Raw genomic sequence first — 17027 nt, forward strand, 5'->3', positions numbered from 1 at the left:
GTCCTCGATGGCGATCGTCGGTCCCAATGGAGCTGGCAAATCAACTGTCGCAAGAACCCTGTGCGGGCAACAGCAGCCACTGGCGGGCCTGTCCTATTTCCAGGGCCGTCCCGTGGATGAGCGGTCTGCGTCTTTCAGACGCAATGTCGCCACCATCTTTGATGAGGACGCCTTTTTTCCTGGCCTGACAGTTGCTGAACACCTGTTGATGACGGCCCACGGCCATCAGGTGCCCAAGCCCGCGAAAGCCGTTGACGCTGAGCTGGAGTTCTTTGAACTGGGCAACCATGGCGGGAACATGCCTGACGAACTGTCGTCGGGGCAGCGGCGACGGCTCTTGTTGGCTTCGGCGCTCATCCGACCAGCAACCCTGCTGGTCCTGGACGAACCCGAGCAACGACTGGACGTCCCATGCGGCGGGAACTCGCAACCCGTCTCAACGCCGCCACCGACCAGGGCAGCACACTGCTCCTGATCACCCATGATCCGCTCCTCCTGACCGACGTCGCGGATCGGTGCATGGTCGTTGACGAACAAGTCCGCTTCCTGTCACCGAATGAAGCTGCGGCAGTTATTTCAGCATGACACCGGCAGAGACATCACCCGCAACCCGGTCCACCACAGTGATGGGCAAGAAACACGACTTCGACCCTGTTGCCTTCACCAGGAACGCGTTCAACAAACATCGCACCACCAGCCGCTGGGGCACCGTTGGCGACGTCTACCAAAGTCTTTTAGGCGCTGCAGTTATTCTCATGTACGCGGGTTCCCTGTTCTATGGCATACAGCAAGATCTGGTGGTCGACGCCGGCTGGTTCTTAACGCGCCCCATCGCCTCGGCACACCTCTGGCCGTTCCCGGCGTCGGTGGCCATGAGTCTGATGCTGCTTCTGGGATCCGCCTACGGTGTAGTTCTCGCTTGCCGGACAGGACCTGTGGCAACCAGCCGAGCCCAGGGATATTGGTGGCTCAGCCTGCCAACAGACCGTCGAAAACTTGCGCTCGGCCCCATCGCCAAGAAGCTGCTTTGGACCGGTAGTGTGGCCGGGCTTTGCATGGCTCCGGTGGCTGCACTGTCCAGCCCGGCCCATGGCGTTTCATCCGTGATCCTGGCCTGCCTTACTGCCGTCTTCTTGGGTGCGCTGATCATCGCTTCCGCCGTCGGAATTCAAATCTCCGGCAGACAACGCATCGTCGAGACCTGCGCACGGGCAGTCTCCGCCGACATTTTGCTGACATTGCTGCTGCCAACGGTCATGCCACGAAGTGATGAGTTCTTAGCTGCCCTCTCATCCGTCCTGCAGGTGCTTCCGTCAAGTTGGCCGCTGGTCGTGGCCCAGGGGCGTATTTGGCCTTTGTTTGTCATGTTCGCAATGGCCGTTGTTGGATGTGCCTGGGCTTATGCGGGCTTGGGCAGGCTGTACCGGGCTGACCTGGTGGCTGCTGGCGGAATTACCGGTCATGCCAGCAGCGCCTTGTATTTTGCTGATTTTCGCGAGCTCGGCCAGGCCTTGCGGTCGGACTCCGGCGGAAGAAAGAGATTCAATATCACGACGCGGGTGCCTAAATCTCCTGCAGGTGTCCTCGTTTTCGCCGACGTGGTGGCCTTCATGCGTAAACCCCAGACCGTGGGAACGCTTGTTGGACTGGGGCTGCTTCCCGGAGCAGTGACGCTCATCGACGGCCTGGGCAGCGCCATCATCGTTGTCGCAGTGTTGTTTTTAACAGGCTGGCGAGTTGCCGTTACATCCTCCACTATTGCCCAGCAATACGCCGACCGGCCGGAACTGGACCGGTTGCTTCCCTTGGGCGCATCGGCTCAGCTTCGCCTGCATGCAGTGGTGCCCGTTCTCGCAACCGTTACCTGGAGTGCGCTCAGCTTTGGCTTGCTGGCACTGTTGGGCGCGAGCAGCGGAGGGTTCAGCACATCTGCACTTCTGGGCATGGGAATGCTCTCCGGCGTCGGACTTGCAGGGGCTGCCATGCGAATGGCCTACCGGCCCGCGCCAGATTGGGCAAGTGTTGATGGAACCATGCTCACTGTCTTGCAGTCGAATGGAACCATTGAAAGTTATACAAGAGGGCCTGACTTCGTCGTCTTGGCAATGCTGCCCACCTTGCTGGCGTTGGTGACAGGGACGCTCACCGTATGGCTGCTGGTGCTGCAAATTGTTACGTCCCTATTTTGTCTCTGGTTCGCAACTCGCAGACACTGATCTGCCGCCCGACGCCCACGCAACAGAAGGCGCCGCCAAACACGTGCCCGTATGATCTGAGAGGAAACTGACCGCCCAGATCAAGGGAGCCCCATGAACGCGTTGCCCCAATTCGCCTCACCCACGGACGTCGCCGATCAGGTCGCGCGGTCACAGGTCCTCTCCCCCGACATTCGCCCATTGTGGGCCGGAGCCAAACTCAGCGGGCCCGCTTACACTGTCCGTTGCGCCCCAGGCGACAACTTGATGCTCCATGCGGCAATCCACCGGGCACCAGCCGGGTCCGTGATCGTGGTCGACGGCGGAGACGCCTCCCACGCGGTCGCTGGCGGAAACGTCGCCGCTGTGGCGCATCGGCGTGGACTTGCCGGATTTGTGATTGACGGTGCCATCCGCGATATCGCCGAGATACGTGAGCTGGGCTTTCCCGTCTTTGCCCGCGCTGTGGTGCCCAAGCCCGGACTGAAGGCTGTTCCATTTCCCCTCCAGGAGCCTGTGAATTGCGGCGGCGTGCTGGTGTATCCGGGCGACTTCATCGTTGCGGATGAGGAAGGGATAGTTGCCGTGCCTGCCGCGGACATCGCCGCGGTGATGGCGGCAGTCTCCAAGAAATCCAACGCGGAACAAGCCCAATTGCTCGACGCTTGGGAGGCCGAACACGAGCAAAAGATCAACTCGATCCTGCGCGCGGCCGGAGTGGACTGGTAACCAGCCGCCCGCCAACCGCCCCTATATTTAAGTTATGCGCGCTACGTGGGAGTCCGGTGAGATCGGTGTGTTGGCTCTGCCGTCCGGCCGATTGCTGCGCGGCCGCAGCCTTCGCCGGCCGCAGCCACCTGACACTTTCCCCGACTTCACAATCCACCTCATGGGACGCAGGCCAGCCCCGGTCGATTGGGATGCCCGCTGGGTGCGGTGGCCCGATTTTCGCCTGCCCAAGGACCGCGACGATGCAAAGGACGCGCTTCGGGAAGCCTGGCTCCGCTCGACAACGGAGCGGGTGGAAGTCACCTGCGGTGGAGGACTCGGGCGAACAGGAACCGCACTGGCATGCATCGCCGTGCTCGACGGCGTGCCGGCTGACCAGGCAGTGAAGTTCGTTCGTGAGCAGTACCATCCCCGCGCGGTTGAAACGCCATGGCAACGCCGGTACGTCGAGCGCTTCACCGCGGATTGAATCCGCAGCATAATTCAGCGGCTTGGAGATCATTTAGGGTGCCCATCACGTCCGAGCTCCGGCTACTGCCAACTCGAAGCCATTCCACCAACCGCGGCCCACCACGTATCACAGGAGGAAGATCCGGCCTGGCAAATCCGCGCCAGTCCCGGCCATCGGCGCCGTCGTTCATTTGCAGCGAGACTCCTACTGCCAGTTCTGCTCGCCCCAAGCCGCCCTAACCGGTCTCGGACGGAGCGTGCGGCGAATTCAGATCGGTAGGAAGGCTCTGCCGCAAGGTGCAAAGCTGCGCCAGATGCACCCTCGTCATCTGAGGTGACAGTGCGCAGCGTCCGAACTGGGCATCATGCTGGCACCCCGACCCTCTTGCTAACGGCCGTCCACAGCTGCGAGGCGGATTGAGCGTTGAGGCCCGCTTTTCCCGGTTTGCGAACCTTCGGGTAGCCCTTGATGCTGCCGGGACCGTCGGGGCCAACATATGCGTTGCCGGAGACGTTCTGGGTTGCCGCGAACAGGGTCGGCAGCGCCCCATGGGCGGGGTCGTTCAGCAGGAAAGAGAATCGGTTGATGTTGTTCGCCCCCGAGTGCGCAGCAAGTGCGGTTGTCGCGATGCCAGGGTGGGCAAGCACAGAGCGAACGTTGGAACCAGCTTCCTCGAGCCGACGCTGGAGCTCGAGGGAAAACAGTACGACCTGCAGCTTCGAGTCATTGTAGGCGTCCCTCGATTTGTAGGGGCGGGATTCCCAGTTCAGATCGCCGGTATGCAGGTGCCCCATCCGGTGCAACTGGCTTGTGATCCACACAATCCTGTCGGTGATTTTCGGCAACAGCAGGTTCGTCAACAGGAACGGCCCGAACGAATTGGTGGCGGTTTGCATGTCAAGGCCGTCGCTGGTGCGCCTCAAGGGGATGTCCATGACTCCTGCGTTGTTGACCAGGATGTCGAGCGTGCCTGTCCACGCGTCCGCGAAATCCCGGATGCTTGAAAGGTCTGACACATCAATCTCACGAACGTCGATGCTGCCGTGCATTTCCTTCGCTGCGAGACGTCCCTTCGCGACGTTGCGCACACCCAGAGTGACGTGGGCGCCTGCCGCAGCCATTTCACGGGCGGCGACGAAGCCGATTCCGCTCGAGCCTCCCGTTACCAGCACGGTCTTCCTGTTCATTTCCGGCATGTCTGCCGAGGTCCACTTAGCCATCGCGCTTCTCCAGGTTCTGCAACCGAAATGGCTGCTGTTCACATCAGACCTCAGTTGGAGATTTGCAACAAGGACACGTTTATCCACTGAACAAGAGGTCCTGTCACACCCGTCCGGGTTCAGAGAGAATGGAGATATATCAGCCCGAGGAGGAACGGCTCATGGATCAAATTGCCGTCGGAACGTTTATCCGGACTCGCCGAGACGCACTGCAGCCTGAAGACGTCGGTCTCAGACGCGGCCCTCGGCGTCGAACGACTGGTTTGCGGCGCGAGGAAGTCGCCGATCTGGCAGACATGTCCTCCGACTACCTCGCTCGTCTGGAGCGTGGTGCCGGTCCGCAGCCGTCCGTGCAAATGGTCAATGCGCTCGCTCGTGCTCTGCGACTGAACATTGACGAACGCGACCACTTGCTGCTTCTCGCCGGACATCCGGCTCCCTCCCGGTCTGGGTCCAGCAGCCATGTCAGCCCCGGGCTCATGCGCATTCTTGACCGCCTCACCGATACTCCCGCCCAGGTCATGGGGTCCGTTGGAGAGACGCTCGCCCAGAACGTCAGCGCCATCGCCCTCCTCGGGGACCACTCCCACTTCAAGGGCGCCGAGCGGAGCGCCGCATATCGGTGGTTCACCGATTCTGCCAGCCGCACCATTTATCCCGCAGCCGATCACGATCACCATAGCCGCTTCCAGGTGTCACAATTGCGCGCATCGGCCGCCCGGCTGGGTCCTTCATCAGCTGCAGCGGAGCTCGTGCATCGGATCCAGGAGCGGAGTGCTGAATTTGCGGCGCTGTGGGACGAGAACCAAATCGGCGTCCGCAACTCTGAAGAGAAGCGATTCGTGCACCCGGAAGTCGGCGAGCTGTCCCTTTACTGCCAAGTGGTTCTCGACCCGGACCAGATGCAGACCCTTCTCGTTTTTACCGCCACCCCGGGGACCGAAAGCGCCGACAAAGCAGAACTCTTGAACGTCGTCGGCACAGCCAACCTCACCTCGAGGAAGGTTGGCTCCTCGTGAGTGCCACGTTATAGTCCAACGTCGTTTGCTGTCCGTGGCGGGTGGGGCGAGCTCCCGATGTCTGCTGAGTCCCGCCGTCGGAGTTGGGTCTCCGGGCGCAGGATCCGTGCGGCCGGTTCAACGCTACGCGGGAGACCGTGTCCCCCACGTCGCCTTCGACGGCCTCAGCATGATCGGCCCACCTCTGACTCCGATGCATCAACACTGGACGCCCGTACTTCCGCAAGTGCCCCGGAAAACGAATCACCTCTCGGGCACTCAACGCAGCTGTCACCCCCGCTGCGGGCTGTGGTCGGTACGCTCGATCTGTGGCTGTTTGCTCTCCTTCACCGATCCCGTTGTGGCGGCCTTCATCGTGCTGAACCTCATGGAGCATCCGCCACGGGGCGTGATTCTCGGGCTCATCGACGAAGGGCTGATGGCGCTGATTACCAAGACTTCTCTGGCATTATTCCAGGGAACGAGGCACTTCAGGCGGCTCCATCCGCAGCACCGAATTTATGCAATCGGCACGGGTCCACCCCGTTTACAGCCTTCGTGATCGGCTCAACTTTGGCCCGCAACAGGTCTCCAAATTATCTGAGCTGCAAGGACACGTGCTGCTGAGGAAACCGTGGCGCTCTTCCGGGTTCGGAGTCCACCTTCCGGGTCATGGGCGGGCCCCGGAAGATGCGGAATCACGGTGGGGGCCATGGTCCGGATTGTGGCTCCTGAAAGACCGTGACGGCGCACGATTTGAACCGCGAGAGGCCAACCAACGCCGGTAGGCCGCAAACTTCTCCGTGCAGAGGCCCAACCTGTTGCGGACGCTCCCGGAGCCCACGGCCTCCGAGACGCTGCTGAATGCGCAACCGAAGAAACTGAACCAAATGAAGCGCCAACCCGTGTTACAGGTAAAGGCCCCCCGCCCACGCGTCAGCGAAGTCCAGGACAAGAAATGAGCAACCCGAAACTATACCGCCACGATCCGTTCGGCACAGCGCTGCGCGTGCTGGTGCCGGCCACCCTGGCCATCGACGCGGTCGTACACCTGCAGCTTGCCTCCTTCTACCAAGTTGCAGCCCAGGGCGGCATCGGACAGGGCAACCTGTTCCGGATTGAGGCCGCAGCTGCCATCGTTGCCGGCCTGTACGTGCTGGTCCGAGGCAGCCGGCCGGCCTACGCCGCCGCCTTCATCGTTGCCGCCGGCGGGCTCGCGGCAGTCCTGCTGTACCGCTACATCAACATTCCCGCGTTCGGCCCGTTACCTGCCATGTACGAGCCCGTCTGGTTCTTCCAAAAATCGCTCAGTGCAGCTGCGCAAGGAGCAGGTGCGGTGTTGGCCGCCGTCGGACTTTTCCGGCGACGCATTGCCGAGTGAACCATCCGGGCCCATACTGCGTATAAGCGTCAGGAGGTGGGAATGCGCCAGGACGAGCAGCAGGCATTGCGGGAGTTGCACGGCGACTATGCCCAGCTGCTCTGGCGGTTCGTCATGCGGCTGGTCCATGAGCGGGCACAGGCCGAGGACGTGGTCCAGGAGACCCTGCTGCGGGCTTGGCAACATCCCGAGGTATTGGCACGGGAACCGTCCGCGCTGCGTGCCTGGCTGTTCACGGTGGCCCGGAACCTCATCATCGACGATTGGCGCAGCGCCCGGCACCGGCACGAGTTCGGCACGGACCAGCTGCCAGAGGTTCCCGGCGACGACCAGACCGAGCGGGTCCTTGATGCTTGGCTGGTGGGAGACGCGCTGGAGTCTCTCAGCCCGGAGCACCGTGAGGTGATTCGGCAGGCCTATTACGGGGGCCGGGACACGGCGTCAATCGCGTCGGAACTGGAAATCCCGGAGGGAACCGTCAAATCGCGGCTGCATTATGGCCTGCGGGCGCTGCGCCTGGCGTTGGAAGAGAGAGGGGTTAGCGGACGATGAATGCCTCCGACCCGTATGCCCTGTGGGACGCCGCCTACGTGCTCGGCTCCCTGTCCACGGCCGAACGCCGCGAATTTGAGGACCACCTTTCCGGCTGTTCGCGCTGCCGACGGCACGTTGCCGAGCTGTCAGGCCTGCCCGGCCTGCTCGCCCTGACGCGTGCGGAACACGCCGCCGTTCCCTCGTCCGCAACCCCCGCGACAGCGACGGGACCCCCGCCGCTCTATGCCGGGCTGGCCGCAAAAGTGGCCGTCCGCCGTCGTCGGCTTGTCATGGCGGCCGCGGCTGCCGCCATTGCCTTGGCAGGTACGACGGCGGCCATCACCACCGCCCTCGACGCCAGCACCGCTCCCCCTCCGTTGGCGGTCAGCAGCGCCTCCTCAAGCGTCCCGCTCACCTTCTCCGGCACGTCCCCGCGCGGCTTGACGGCCACGGGAACACTGGCCAGCTTTCCGTGGGGGACACAGATCAACTGGACCTGCTCGTACGCCCCGGCCTCGCTATACTCGGGCGCACCGACAGGCCAGGACTATGTCATGGTCATGGTCTCGACGGCCGGTGTGGAAACCACGGTGGCCAGTTGGACCGCAGGCCCCGGCAGCGACGTCTCGCCGACGGCGACCACCGGCAGCCCGGCACATTCCATCGTGCGGCTGGACATCCGGGACGGCGCAGGGGCCACGCTGCTCAGCGCGGCCCCGTGATTCTTGCGTGTTGCCACTGTGCCCAACCCGCTCAGTAGCCGCTGCCGACCTGTGCCGGTGCAGACGTGACCTTGGCTCCATTGGCGTCGACCACCCACCAGATGCCGCCGAAACCTTGGCCCGAGGTGTCCCCGGCCTCCTTGTCGGCAGCGTAGGTGTACAGCGGGAGCCCGTTCAGGGTGACCTGCTTTGCGCCGTCCGTGCCGGTGATGGTGCCAACGGTTCCCGTGACGCCGGAGATGGTGGGTGTTGCTGAGGCGGTGATGACCGCCGGCCACAACGCAAGGCAGGCGCCCGTGCAGGTGCTGGCGGTTTCGTTGGGCTTGTCGTGATCGAAAAAGTACACGGTCATTCCGGCCCCGTTGACCACGATGGTGCCAAGGGACGTGCTGGCCGTGTGCAGCTCGCCTGTGGCGGAATCGGATGACGACGAACCGCCCGGTGTGTTGTAAATTCCGCCCGGCCCGGCTGTGCTGCCACACGCCGTGAGGGCAGCCAGCGCCAGCGCGCTGAGGGCGATTCCAATTTTGGCTTTCATGACCGGTTCTCCGTTTGCCTTGGTGAAACCTTCGATGGCTCCATGCCCAACACACGAGATGGCGGGCAGCCCGGTTCACACATGGCAGGATCTTCTTTATGGACAACACCGTTTTGACCGGCCAATTGAGATGCGAAAGCGCCGAGCAGCTTTCCGCCGTGGTGGAGCACCTGCCCCGTCACATTGAATTGACGCGTGCCGAGCCGGGCTGCCTGTCCTTCGAGGTCGTCCAGACCGACGATCCATTCGTGTGGGATGTTTCCGAACGGTTCGAGGATGCCGTTTCCTTCGAGATCCACCAGGCACGGGTAAAGGCCAGCGAGTGGGGCCGCGCAACGGCGGACATCAAGCGGAACTACTCCGTCATCGGATGATCTGAGCCGGTGAGACCAACCGCCAGGGGAAACCGCATGTCAGCGATGGGATTGCTGGGTGAAGGACCCCTGACGGGCAGAAATGGTGCCTCGCCGGCACTGGAATTATTCTGTCCGCTTTGGTAGCTTTCAACGCATGGCCATCAAACTTGAGAACGTCGGCATCGCGGTTAGCGACCTCGAAGCAACAGTGGCCTTTTTCACCGATCTCGGTCTAACGGTCATCGGCCGTGACACGGTCAGCGGCGAGTGGACGGACACCGCCGTCGGGCTTGATGGAAACCACGCCAAGATCGCGATGCTCCAGACCCCGGACGGTCATGGCCGGCTCGAGCTCTTCGAATACATCCACCCCCAGGCGATCGAGACACACCCAACCCGACCCAATGACATCGGCATGCACCGCGTGGCCTTCTCGGTGGACGACATCGACAAGGCTCTCGAGATAGCCGCAACGCACGGGTGCCATCCACTGCGCGGCGTCGCGACTTACTCCGACGTCTACAAACTCACCTACCTCCGCGGTCCCAGCGGAATTCTCGTGATGCTCGCCCAGGAACTGAAGAAGGACTAACGGCCCATACGGCCCAATTGGGCTGTATCCCAAGTTGTCAGGACGGAAAGACTGTTTGGCAAGAGACCCTTTCCCGGCTCAAGGTGTGGCGCCTCGCATGTCGGGATGACAGTCCAGGCGCCAATAGGATTGAACCTTGGCACACGACGGAACAGGTGACCCATGAGTATTCCAAGAGCGCATCCGCACACGCCACGGCTCATTTTTCGCGATTTCAGCCGCTCCGACATCCCGGCCGTTCACGAGTACGCCTCCGATCCCGAAGTCACCCGCTGGTCGACGTGGGGTCCCAATACCTTGGAGCAGACGGCGGACTTCGTTGAAGAAGCCGCGCAAGCCGGCATTGGCCAAGACCGGCCATCGTATTCGCTCGCGGCTGTCCTGGACGGCACGACGATCGGATCGGTGGCTGTCTGGGTCACTGATTCCGGTGATCGCAACGGCGAACTTGGCTACACATTCCACCGGGCCCATTGGGGCAAAGGGTACGCCACGGAAGCTGTCGAACATCTGCTGGCGCTGGGTTTCGATGCGCTCCAACTTGAGCGCATCACCGCCACCTGCCACCCCGGCAACATCGGCTCAATCCGTGTTCTGGAGAAGAGCGGATTCACCCCGGAGGGTCTGCTGCGTTCCCACCGATTGGTGAACGGGGTGCGGCGCGACTCGATGCTCTTTTCCATTTTGCGCGCAGACCGCCACCCATGATGACAGCCACTCCAGCTGGAGTCGACCGCCTGAAGTCCTGGCAGGGCACCTTCGGGGCCGGCAACGTTGCGGCAGGGAACATCATCAGCCTGTCTGTGCGTCGGTCAACAGGGCAGTACAGTCAATCCAAGACGCTGGCGCATCCATCCGCCCGCAAATGCAAGGAAGGGCGAACCATTGGCCAGGAACGACGCAAACAGGGAACTATGGTCCGCTGCCCACGTCGAGCGTGCCGCTCTCGCTGCCGACCTGGCCCTGCTCGACAATAGCCGGTGGAGGCTCCAGTCGCTGTGTGGGCGTTGGAGCGTGGAGCAAGTCGTTGCCCATCTCACGGCTGCTGCGAGCACCGGTCCCCTGCGCTGGTTCACCAGCGTTCTTGGCGCCAGGTTCGACTTCGACCTTCACAACGACAGGCGCCTTGCTGAACATCTTGGTTCCACGCCTGCCGAAACATTGGCCTTGTTTCGAGAGATCACCACCAGCACCACGTCGACGTTTGGCCCGACAGCCGCTTGGTTGGGAGAGGTTGTTGTGCACAGTGCAGACATTCGCCGTCCACTGGGAATTGTCAGATCAGTCCCGGTCGGTGTCGTCACTGCCGTTGCGGACTTTTACGCCCGCGGCAACTTCACTGTGGAAAGCAAGAACGCAATCGTCGGGTTGCGGCTGGAGGCCACCGATGGCCCCTTTGCCATTGGCGATGGTCTCCTCGTGCAGGGATCTACTCTGGCGCTGACCATGGCAATGGCCGGCCGCAGCTTGTACTGCGATGAACTTTCAGGTGACGGGGTCGCAGCCCTGCGCAGTCGTTGTGCGGCGCCCGGATCTGGGGAGTCCAACTAATTTTCAGGTCCCGGACGCGCACGACAACCTGGTTGATCGCAGTCCGCAAGGTGCCGCACCGAAGCGGCAACCCCTCCCCCGCCTGCGCCCAAACGTCTGTCCCGTGCAACAACACTGAAAGCATCTGTCCTCACTGGCTGAGGACCACTAGCTGCCGGCGTCGCCCGCGCTTATGACGCACACGATCCCCTCGGTGTTTGCCGCCAGCCACCGCTCCGGCACGGCGTCCGGTTCCAACACGGCAGCATGCGTCGCCGGGATGCCGCTGCTCCGGATCGACGAGGGCACAATTACATCCGGAAGCGCTGGGCTGATGACCGGTGCGGCCTCCACCAAGACCTCCGCCGGCGTGCGGTAGTTGACCTGCAGTGATGTCACCGTCAGCCTGCCCAAGCCGGCGCGTTCCAGCCGCTCCGGCCAGGATCCGGCTCGTTCAGGGCCAGTGCACCCTCGGGGACCAGATGCCGGAGCATGCACGTCTGGACACCCTCCTCGCCGAGACTGGGCAGGACGTCGGCAATGTAGGTGAGGCAGGGCTGGTGCAGTTGGATCGGTCCCGGATGGATCGGTCCCGGCGGGATCCGTCCTGCCAGGGCACAGGTCCAACCCGAAGCGTTCCAGCGCCCGAAGCCGGGCCTCGAGGCGGCCGATCCCCACGTCCCGTTCCACGGCTTTCCGGCCCAGGCGGACCGGCTCTCGGGGAGGTCGAAAGGGCTGGTTGTCTGGGGCATGTGGCAGTTTCCTTCGGGTGTTGCTGGTTGGACAGCCAACCATTGTGCACCCTGTGGGGGCCTTGCGGCACGGCCCCCATGCCGTATGCATTTAACATGCAGCGTTAGGCAGCGAATGCTCGCTGCTCAGTCAGCGCCCGCTCTTTCAGCGCCCAACTTTTGGGCCCCGACTTTTTCGGCCAGGTATTCTTCCCAGGTCCGCTGGCCCACGGCGCGGTCCCTGGCAAGGTTCGCACCGTTCCGTTGAGCCTTGGCCGCCTTGCCGGGGATGTGCATCGGCAGCACAATACGCCGGTGTCCGGTCGCCTTGGCATAGCTCCTGACCAGGTCTGCCATGGGGTAAATGGAGGGTCCGCCGATGGCGGGCACGAGGCCTGCCGGTTCACCCAGCGCCAACTCCACGAGCTTGTCCGCCACTTCGCGGGCATCGACCGGCTGGTACCGGAAACCTGAGAATGACGGCATGATGGGCAGCTTCATGCCCAACTCCGCAAACGCGGCGATGAAGTCGTGGAATTGGGTGGCCCGCAGGATGGTCCAAGGGATCCCGGAACCGGAGACCGCAAGTTCCCCCTTTCGCTTCTCGTCAAAGTAGCCCAACGTGGCGCGGTCGATGCAGCTTTCAAAAGGAGTCTCTTCGGCGCCAACCACCGAAATGTAGATCAAGTGGCGTGCGCTGCCTGCCCGTTGGAGGCTGTCCACAAGGTGGGCCGCCTTCGCCGCGTCTCCTTTGGCACTGCCTGCCGCATGGATGACAATTTCAGCACCGGCCACCGCAGCATCGATGCCCTGCCCCGCGGACAAGTCGCCGACGATGTACTCCACGCCGGGGCTGTTCCCGTCCCCTTCGGCCACGCCAGTCCGCGCTGTGCGGCTCAAAACCCGGACGTCTTTTCCGGCGGCCACCAGCCCGGGCACCAGCGCCTTGCCAAGCGTTCCTGTTCCACCCGTGACTAAGATGGGAAGTTCCATGGTGTGCTCCAATTTCTCAACTGGACGGCAGGGCAGTTCCTGCCGCCGCATGGACCCGAACCGGGTCTGCTTAATAGACACCGCACGTTGGAAGAATGTGACCGCATGACCGAGCCGGACTTGTTCACAGCCCAATTCCAGGCGCAACGCGCCCACTTGCGGGCCATTGCATACCGCATGCTTGGATCGCTGGGCGAGGCCGAGGACGCTGTCCAGGACACGTGGCTGCGCGCAAGCCGCGCGGACAGGGAACACATCAACAACCTCACGGCCTGGCTGACGACCATCGTGGCACGCGTCAGCTTGAACGCCCTCCGCTCCCGGGCCAGGTTGCGGGAGGATCCGCTGGAATACTTCATGCCGGACCCCATCCTCAGCAGGGCGGACGGCAGCGGGACAGGCCAGGCAATGGGCCCCGAAGAGCAGGCCATTCTCACCGACAATGTTGGGCTGGCGCTGCAGGTGGTGCTGGAGACGCTGGACCCGGACGAGCGGCTCGCCTTTGTCCTGCACGACCTCTTCCAGGTTCCCTTCAACGAGCTCGCCCCCATCATCGAGCGCACACCCGATGCCGCCAGGAAGGTGGCCAGCCGGGCCCGGAATCGGGTGCGCGGCCAGGCTCCCTTACCGGATCCCGACCTGGCCGGCCAGCGGCAGGTGGTTGACGCCTTCTTTGCTGCTGCCCGGAACGGCGACTTCGAGGCCCTCGTCGCCATCCTCCATCCGGACGCCGAGTTCCGCGCCAGTGGACTCACGGCCCAGCCACTGGTGCTCAGAGGCGGCACAACAGTGGCCAGCAACGCACGCATGTTCGGCCCGGATTCGCTGCCTTACCAACACATTCTCGTCAACGGCGCGGCCGGGGTCATCACCGTCAAGGATGGGCAGCTCCAGTCCATCACTGGATTCACCGTCGCCGGCGGGCGCATAGTGTCAATCGACGTGCTGGCCGGCGCAAGCCGTCTCGCGGCGCTCAACCCGGCCATTGCAGACTGACCCACTGATTGGCTGCGCTGCTCCTTCATCGTGTTTTACTGGACCAACTTCCGCTGGTTCCGGTGGGACAGCCGGCAGGGCATTCCCGTCAGAGTGCGCCGGATCCTGGGAGCTCTCCGTCACCGGTAAGCACGACGGCGGAGCTCGGGTTCCCGGATGCCGGCCGTCCCAGCGGCCTGAGCTCGCTGACGAGGACGCTGAGCACAATCAAGACCGCGCCCACCAGAGCCAGGGGCGGCAGCCGGTCCCCTGCGATGCGGCCAATCACGCCGGCCCAGACCGGCTCGCCCGTGTAGATGATGGTGGCGCGTGTGGGGTCCACCGACTTTTGCGCCCAGTTCATGGTCAGCTGGATGATGCAGCTTGCCAGGCCCAGCCCGACCCCGGCCGCAAGCCACACCCAGGAGAAGGCGGGGACGGCTTCCCCCGTGGCGGGCATGGCCACGAACGCCAGGACGCTGCACACCAGCAACTGCACCACGGTCACCCTGCCCAAATTCACCTTGGCAGCGAAGAGGCTGATCAACACGATCTCCCCGGCGATGGCAACGGCGCTCAGGAGAGTCACCACCTCGCCGGTCCCCAGGCCCAGCTGGAAGGCATCCGGGCCGGCCAGCAGCACGAGCCCCGCAAACGCCAGTGCCGCCCCGGCGAAAGCCATGACGTGCGGCCGCTTGCGGAACACGGCCCATTGCAGGAACGGCACCATGGGGACGAACAATGCGGTGAGGAAGGCCGAGGTACTGCTGCTGATGCTTTGCAGGCCCACAGTTTGCAGGCCGTAGCCAAAGAAAATCATGACGCCAATCGCGGCGCCGGCGCCAAGGTCGGCCCGGGTCATGACGCGGAGCGCGCGACGGAAAATAATAGCGGCGATGAGCCCGGCGACGGCGAAGCGGATGCCGACGAAGAACATGGGGCCGCTGTACCGCATGGCCAGGTGTATGACCAGATAGGTGCCACCCCACAACACCGTGATGGCGAGCAGGGCCAGTTCCTGCCTGCTCAGCGAAAGTGGGCGCGGTCGACGCGGGGTGTGCACCATTTAGATCATCTTAGGCGACGCCGCCACGATCTCCGGGCACAGGGCGGCCCTCCCGAAGCAGCCGCAAGCCGACTGGACGTGCGGCAGCCGGGTGAGTGCCCGGCGTCGTGCTTGTGCCCTGCTTATTTGGAGAAGCCCACATCTTCAGTGGCGACGACGGCAGCGGTGCGGCCCGGTGCGTCCTGATACTTCCAGTACAGGTTGGTGTGGGCGATGACCTGTTCCGGCCCCGGTGCACCCCATTCGCTGTTGTCCGAGGTGGTGTGGGCATCGCTGACGAGGGTGACGTCGTAGCCGCGGGTGAACGCGCCATGGATGGTGGAGCGGATGCAGGCGTCGGTCTGGGCTCCGGCAACAACCAGGCTGCCCACTTCGCCCCGGGCGAGGACGTCCTCGAGGTCCGTGCCCTCAAAGGAATCGCCGTAGCTCTTGTGGACCAGGGGTTCAGTCTCGCGGCGGAGCAATTCGGGGATGTACTCCCACTCCTCGCTGTCCTTGGGGAGGTCGTCATCGGAATGCTGGACCCAGACAATCTGGGTTCCGGTGCTGCGGGCCGCATCCACAAGTGTCTGAATGTTCGCCACCACCGGAGCCCGCTGGTAAGCATCGGCCATGACATCGTTCTGGACGTCGATGACCACCAAGGCAGTCTTGGTGCGGTCGGGAAGCGTGGTCATGGTGATCCTCACGTCAGGGGTGAATCGTTGCCGTACACGAGACTACGCCGTCCAGCCCCGGCACGGAACACCCGCCCATTTGGATGGAGCACGGACGGGCGGCCAGGCCAGTGCGCTACTTCTTGCCGGGTTTGCCAGGTTTGCCGGGCTTTGCCTCGGGGATCGGCAGCGGGGGCGTGATGGACTGTCGGTCTGCCGTGAGGTCAATGCCAAAGTCCTTCGCGAAGACCACCCGTGTGTCCTTGTAGATGTCCGGGTGGTTCTCATCCAGTTCAAAGACCCGGGCGCCCCGGAGGCGGTTCCGCTCGGCACCGTCCAATCCATAGGCGCCGAACCCGGAACCGGGAGCGTAGCCGAGTTGAACCCCGTAGTAGTTGCCTGCATAGGAGTTGACGTGGTCGTGGCCCACGAAATAGCCCAACACGTCCCCTCGTTCCAGGAATGCGCTGAACAATCCTGAGTTGATGGGCCCGGGGCATTCGTCCTCATTGCGCTCGCCGACGATGGCGTGCTTGGCGACTGCGCGGGCGTGGTCCGCATCCGTCCGTGAGTCAAGGCTGGCGAACCACATGTTGCGGTGTTCATGGAGGGCGATGTGGCCCCACATGAGCGAGGGAATTTTCCTGCCGTATTTGCTCTCCACGGCCTGCGACTGCTTGCGGTACCAGCCGACCTGGTCCATGCGCACCCAGTCCCAGTCCGGGTATCCCTCAAAGTTCTGGCCGGCAATGTTCTCAGGTGCGTAGCGGCCGGTGTCAATCAGCCAGATGCCGAACGCCGGGTCCTTGGACTTTGCGGACTTGATCAGCAGCTGTGAATTGGAGGTGCCGGTCAGTCCCTCGATGTTTTCGGAGTTGATATTGAACTCGTAGCTTTGCAGGAACGCCAGCATTTTGGCCTCGGTCATGCCGCTGCGTGCCGCGGAGTCTTCGTCGTGGTTGCCAAAAGTCACGGCCCAGGGAATCTGGCGGCTTTCCATGGGCAGCACGACGTGGTTCAGTGCCTGCTGGACCTCCAGTTCGGTGTCGCAGCCGCCGTTGATGACGTCCCCGTTGATGACCACAAAGTCAGGCTTTTCGGAGTCGAGGGTCTTTTCCATGAGTTCAACCGTGCGGCGGTCGGTCTGCTCATCGTCCTGGGTGTCGTTGAACTGGACAATCTTGAACGATCCGTCGGGTCGGAATGCCAGCGTTGGCTTCGGCGCCTTGGCGCCGGGTGCTGCGTTGCCGGCGGCTGCCGTTGCCATGGTGATGCCCAGCGCTCCCAATGTGCCCGCCGTTGCCAACGCTGTCCTGCGACTGAATTTCACTGAGTTGGTGTTCTCCGTCATTGCTGCCTC

At 63.2% G+C, this 17027-nt stretch carries 22 protein-coding genes; 15 read left to right on the forward strand and 7 right to left on the reverse strand.

Annotation, left to right across the window (positions count from 1 at the left end; translation table 11 throughout):
- The first annotated feature begins 7 nt into the window (after window positions 1-7).
- The 5 genes from ACT3TS_RS03675 to ACT3TS_RS03695 all read left to right on the forward strand — a co-directional run bounded on the left by ACT3TS_RS03675 (window position 8) and on the right by ACT3TS_RS03695 (window position 3393).
- Window positions 8-475, forward strand: coding sequence for an ABC transporter ATP-binding protein (locus tag ACT3TS_RS03675; protein WP_444530225.1), 468 nt, complete (start codon window positions 8-10; stop codon window positions 473-475).
- Complete coding sequence (locus ACT3TS_RS03680; RefSeq protein WP_444530232.1) at window positions 412-585, forward strand: hypothetical protein; 174 nt, start codon at window positions 412-414, stop codon at window positions 583-585. The genes ACT3TS_RS03675 and ACT3TS_RS03680 overlap by 64 nt, the downstream gene beginning before the upstream one ends.
- A complete protein-coding gene (locus tag ACT3TS_RS03685; RefSeq protein ID WP_444530131.1) occupies window positions 582-2216 on the forward strand; it encodes a DUF6297 family protein in 1635 nt (544 codons plus the stop codon). The genes ACT3TS_RS03680 and ACT3TS_RS03685 overlap by 4 nt, the downstream gene beginning before the upstream one ends.
- A gap of 93 nt (window positions 2217-2309) precedes the next feature.
- Window positions 2310-2924: an RraA family protein gene (locus ACT3TS_RS03690; RefSeq protein WP_444530132.1), complete on the forward strand. Its 615-nt coding sequence runs from the start codon at window positions 2310-2312 to the stop codon at window positions 2922-2924.
- 160 nt (window positions 2925-3084) lie between these two features.
- Window positions 3085-3393: a protein-tyrosine phosphatase family protein gene (locus ACT3TS_RS03695; protein ID WP_444530133.1), complete on the forward strand. Its 309-nt coding sequence runs from the start codon at window positions 3085-3087 to the stop codon at window positions 3391-3393.
- 344 nt (window positions 3394-3737) lie between these two features.
- On the opposite strand, the gene ACT3TS_RS03700 is transcribed toward ACT3TS_RS03695, so the two are convergent.
- Entirely contained in the window at window positions 3738-4595 is an 858-nt protein-coding gene (locus ACT3TS_RS03700; RefSeq protein ID WP_444530134.1) for an SDR family NAD(P)-dependent oxidoreductase, read from the reverse strand.
- A 161-nt stretch (window positions 4596-4756) separates the two neighbouring features.
- Here ACT3TS_RS03700 and ACT3TS_RS03705 point away from each other — a divergent pair, with 161 nt between their 5' ends.
- The 4 genes from ACT3TS_RS03705 (at window position 4757) to ACT3TS_RS03720 (ending at window position 8230) form a co-directional block, all read left to right on the forward strand.
- Complete coding sequence (locus ACT3TS_RS03705; protein ID WP_444530135.1) at window positions 4757-5614, forward strand: helix-turn-helix transcriptional regulator; 858 nt, start codon at window positions 4757-4759, stop codon at window positions 5612-5614.
- 937 nt (window positions 5615-6551) lie between these two features.
- Window positions 6552-6974, forward strand: coding sequence for a hypothetical protein (locus ACT3TS_RS03710; protein ID WP_444530136.1), 423 nt, complete (start codon window positions 6552-6554; stop codon window positions 6972-6974).
- 42 nt (window positions 6975-7016) lie between these two features.
- Window positions 7017-7526, forward strand: a complete 510-nt coding sequence (locus ACT3TS_RS03715; RefSeq protein ID WP_444530137.1) for a sigma-70 family RNA polymerase sigma factor — start codon at window positions 7017-7019, stop codon at window positions 7524-7526.
- Window positions 7523-8230, forward strand: a complete 708-nt coding sequence (locus tag ACT3TS_RS03720; RefSeq protein ID WP_444530138.1) for an anti-sigma factor family protein — start codon at window positions 7523-7525, stop codon at window positions 8228-8230. The genes ACT3TS_RS03715 and ACT3TS_RS03720 overlap by 4 nt, the downstream gene beginning before the upstream one ends.
- A 31-nt stretch (window positions 8231-8261) precedes the next feature.
- Here the strand turns inward: ACT3TS_RS03720 and ACT3TS_RS03725 are convergent, their stop codons facing one another.
- Window positions 8262-8768: a COG4315 family predicted lipoprotein gene (locus ACT3TS_RS03725; RefSeq protein ID WP_444530139.1), complete on the reverse strand. Its 507-nt coding sequence runs from the start codon at window positions 8766-8768 to the stop codon at window positions 8262-8264.
- A 98-nt stretch (window positions 8769-8866) separates the two neighbouring features.
- Here ACT3TS_RS03725 and ACT3TS_RS03730 point away from each other — a divergent pair, with 98 nt between their 5' ends.
- From ACT3TS_RS03730 to ACT3TS_RS03750, 5 genes are all read left to right on the forward strand, one after another.
- On the forward strand, window positions 8867-9142 hold the full coding sequence (locus tag ACT3TS_RS03730; RefSeq protein WP_444530140.1) for a putative quinol monooxygenase: 276 nt from the start codon (window positions 8867-8869) through the stop codon (window positions 9140-9142).
- A 136-nt stretch (window positions 9143-9278) separates the two neighbouring features.
- Window positions 9279-9716 (forward strand): VOC family protein, encoded by a 438-nt coding sequence (locus tag ACT3TS_RS03735; RefSeq protein ID WP_444530141.1) that lies wholly within the window; start codon window positions 9279-9281, stop codon window positions 9714-9716.
- Window positions 9717-9878: 162 nt separating this feature from the next.
- Entirely contained in the window at window positions 9879-10424 is a 546-nt protein-coding gene (locus tag ACT3TS_RS03740; RefSeq protein ID WP_444530142.1) for a GNAT family N-acetyltransferase, read from the forward strand.
- Between the two features lie 177 nt (window positions 10425-10601).
- On the forward strand, window positions 10602-11267 hold the full coding sequence (locus ACT3TS_RS03745) for a maleylpyruvate isomerase family mycothiol-dependent enzyme (RefSeq protein WP_444530143.1): 666 nt from the start codon (window positions 10602-10604) through the stop codon (window positions 11265-11267).
- A 172-nt stretch (window positions 11268-11439) separates the two neighbouring features.
- Window positions 11440-11625 carry a hypothetical protein gene (locus ACT3TS_RS03750; protein ID WP_444530144.1) on the forward strand — a complete coding sequence of 62 codons (186 nt, stop codon included), beginning with the start codon at window positions 11440-11442 and terminating at the stop codon, window positions 11623-11625.
- Window positions 11626-11647: 22 nt separating this feature from the next.
- Here ACT3TS_RS03750 and ACT3TS_RS03755 read toward each other — a convergent pair whose 3' ends face one another.
- Window positions 11648-11998, reverse strand: a complete 351-nt coding sequence (locus tag ACT3TS_RS03755; RefSeq protein WP_444530145.1) for a hypothetical protein — start codon at window positions 11996-11998, stop codon at window positions 11648-11650.
- 126 nt (window positions 11999-12124) lie between these two features.
- On the reverse strand, window positions 12125-12970 hold the full coding sequence (locus ACT3TS_RS03760; protein WP_444530146.1) for an SDR family oxidoreductase: 846 nt from the start codon (window positions 12968-12970) through the stop codon (window positions 12125-12127).
- A gap of 105 nt (window positions 12971-13075) precedes the next feature.
- Here ACT3TS_RS03760 and ACT3TS_RS03765 point away from each other — a divergent pair, with 105 nt between their 5' ends.
- Window positions 13076-13966, forward strand: coding sequence for a sigma-70 family RNA polymerase sigma factor (locus ACT3TS_RS03765; protein ID WP_444530147.1), 891 nt, complete (start codon window positions 13076-13078; stop codon window positions 13964-13966).
- A gap of 88 nt (window positions 13967-14054) precedes the next feature.
- Here the strand turns inward: ACT3TS_RS03765 and ACT3TS_RS03770 are convergent, their stop codons facing one another.
- From ACT3TS_RS03770 to ACT3TS_RS03780, 3 genes are all read right to left on the reverse strand, one after another.
- Complete coding sequence (locus ACT3TS_RS03770) at window positions 14055-15011, reverse strand: DMT family transporter (protein ID WP_444530148.1); 957 nt, start codon at window positions 15009-15011, stop codon at window positions 14055-14057.
- Window positions 15012-15133: 122 nt separating this feature from the next.
- Window positions 15134-15688: a cysteine hydrolase family protein gene (locus tag ACT3TS_RS03775; RefSeq protein ID WP_444530149.1), complete on the reverse strand. Its 555-nt coding sequence runs from the start codon at window positions 15686-15688 to the stop codon at window positions 15134-15136.
- 115 nt (window positions 15689-15803) lie between these two features.
- Window positions 15804-17018, reverse strand: a complete 1215-nt coding sequence (locus ACT3TS_RS03780; protein WP_444530150.1) for a metallophosphoesterase family protein — start codon at window positions 17016-17018, stop codon at window positions 15804-15806.
- Between the last annotated feature and the right edge of the window lie 9 nt (window positions 17019-17027).

It is taken from the genome of Specibacter sp. AOP5-B1-6 (assembly GCF_052376555.1).
Classification (GTDB): Bacteria; Actinomycetota; Actinomycetes; order Actinomycetales; family Micrococcaceae; genus Specibacter.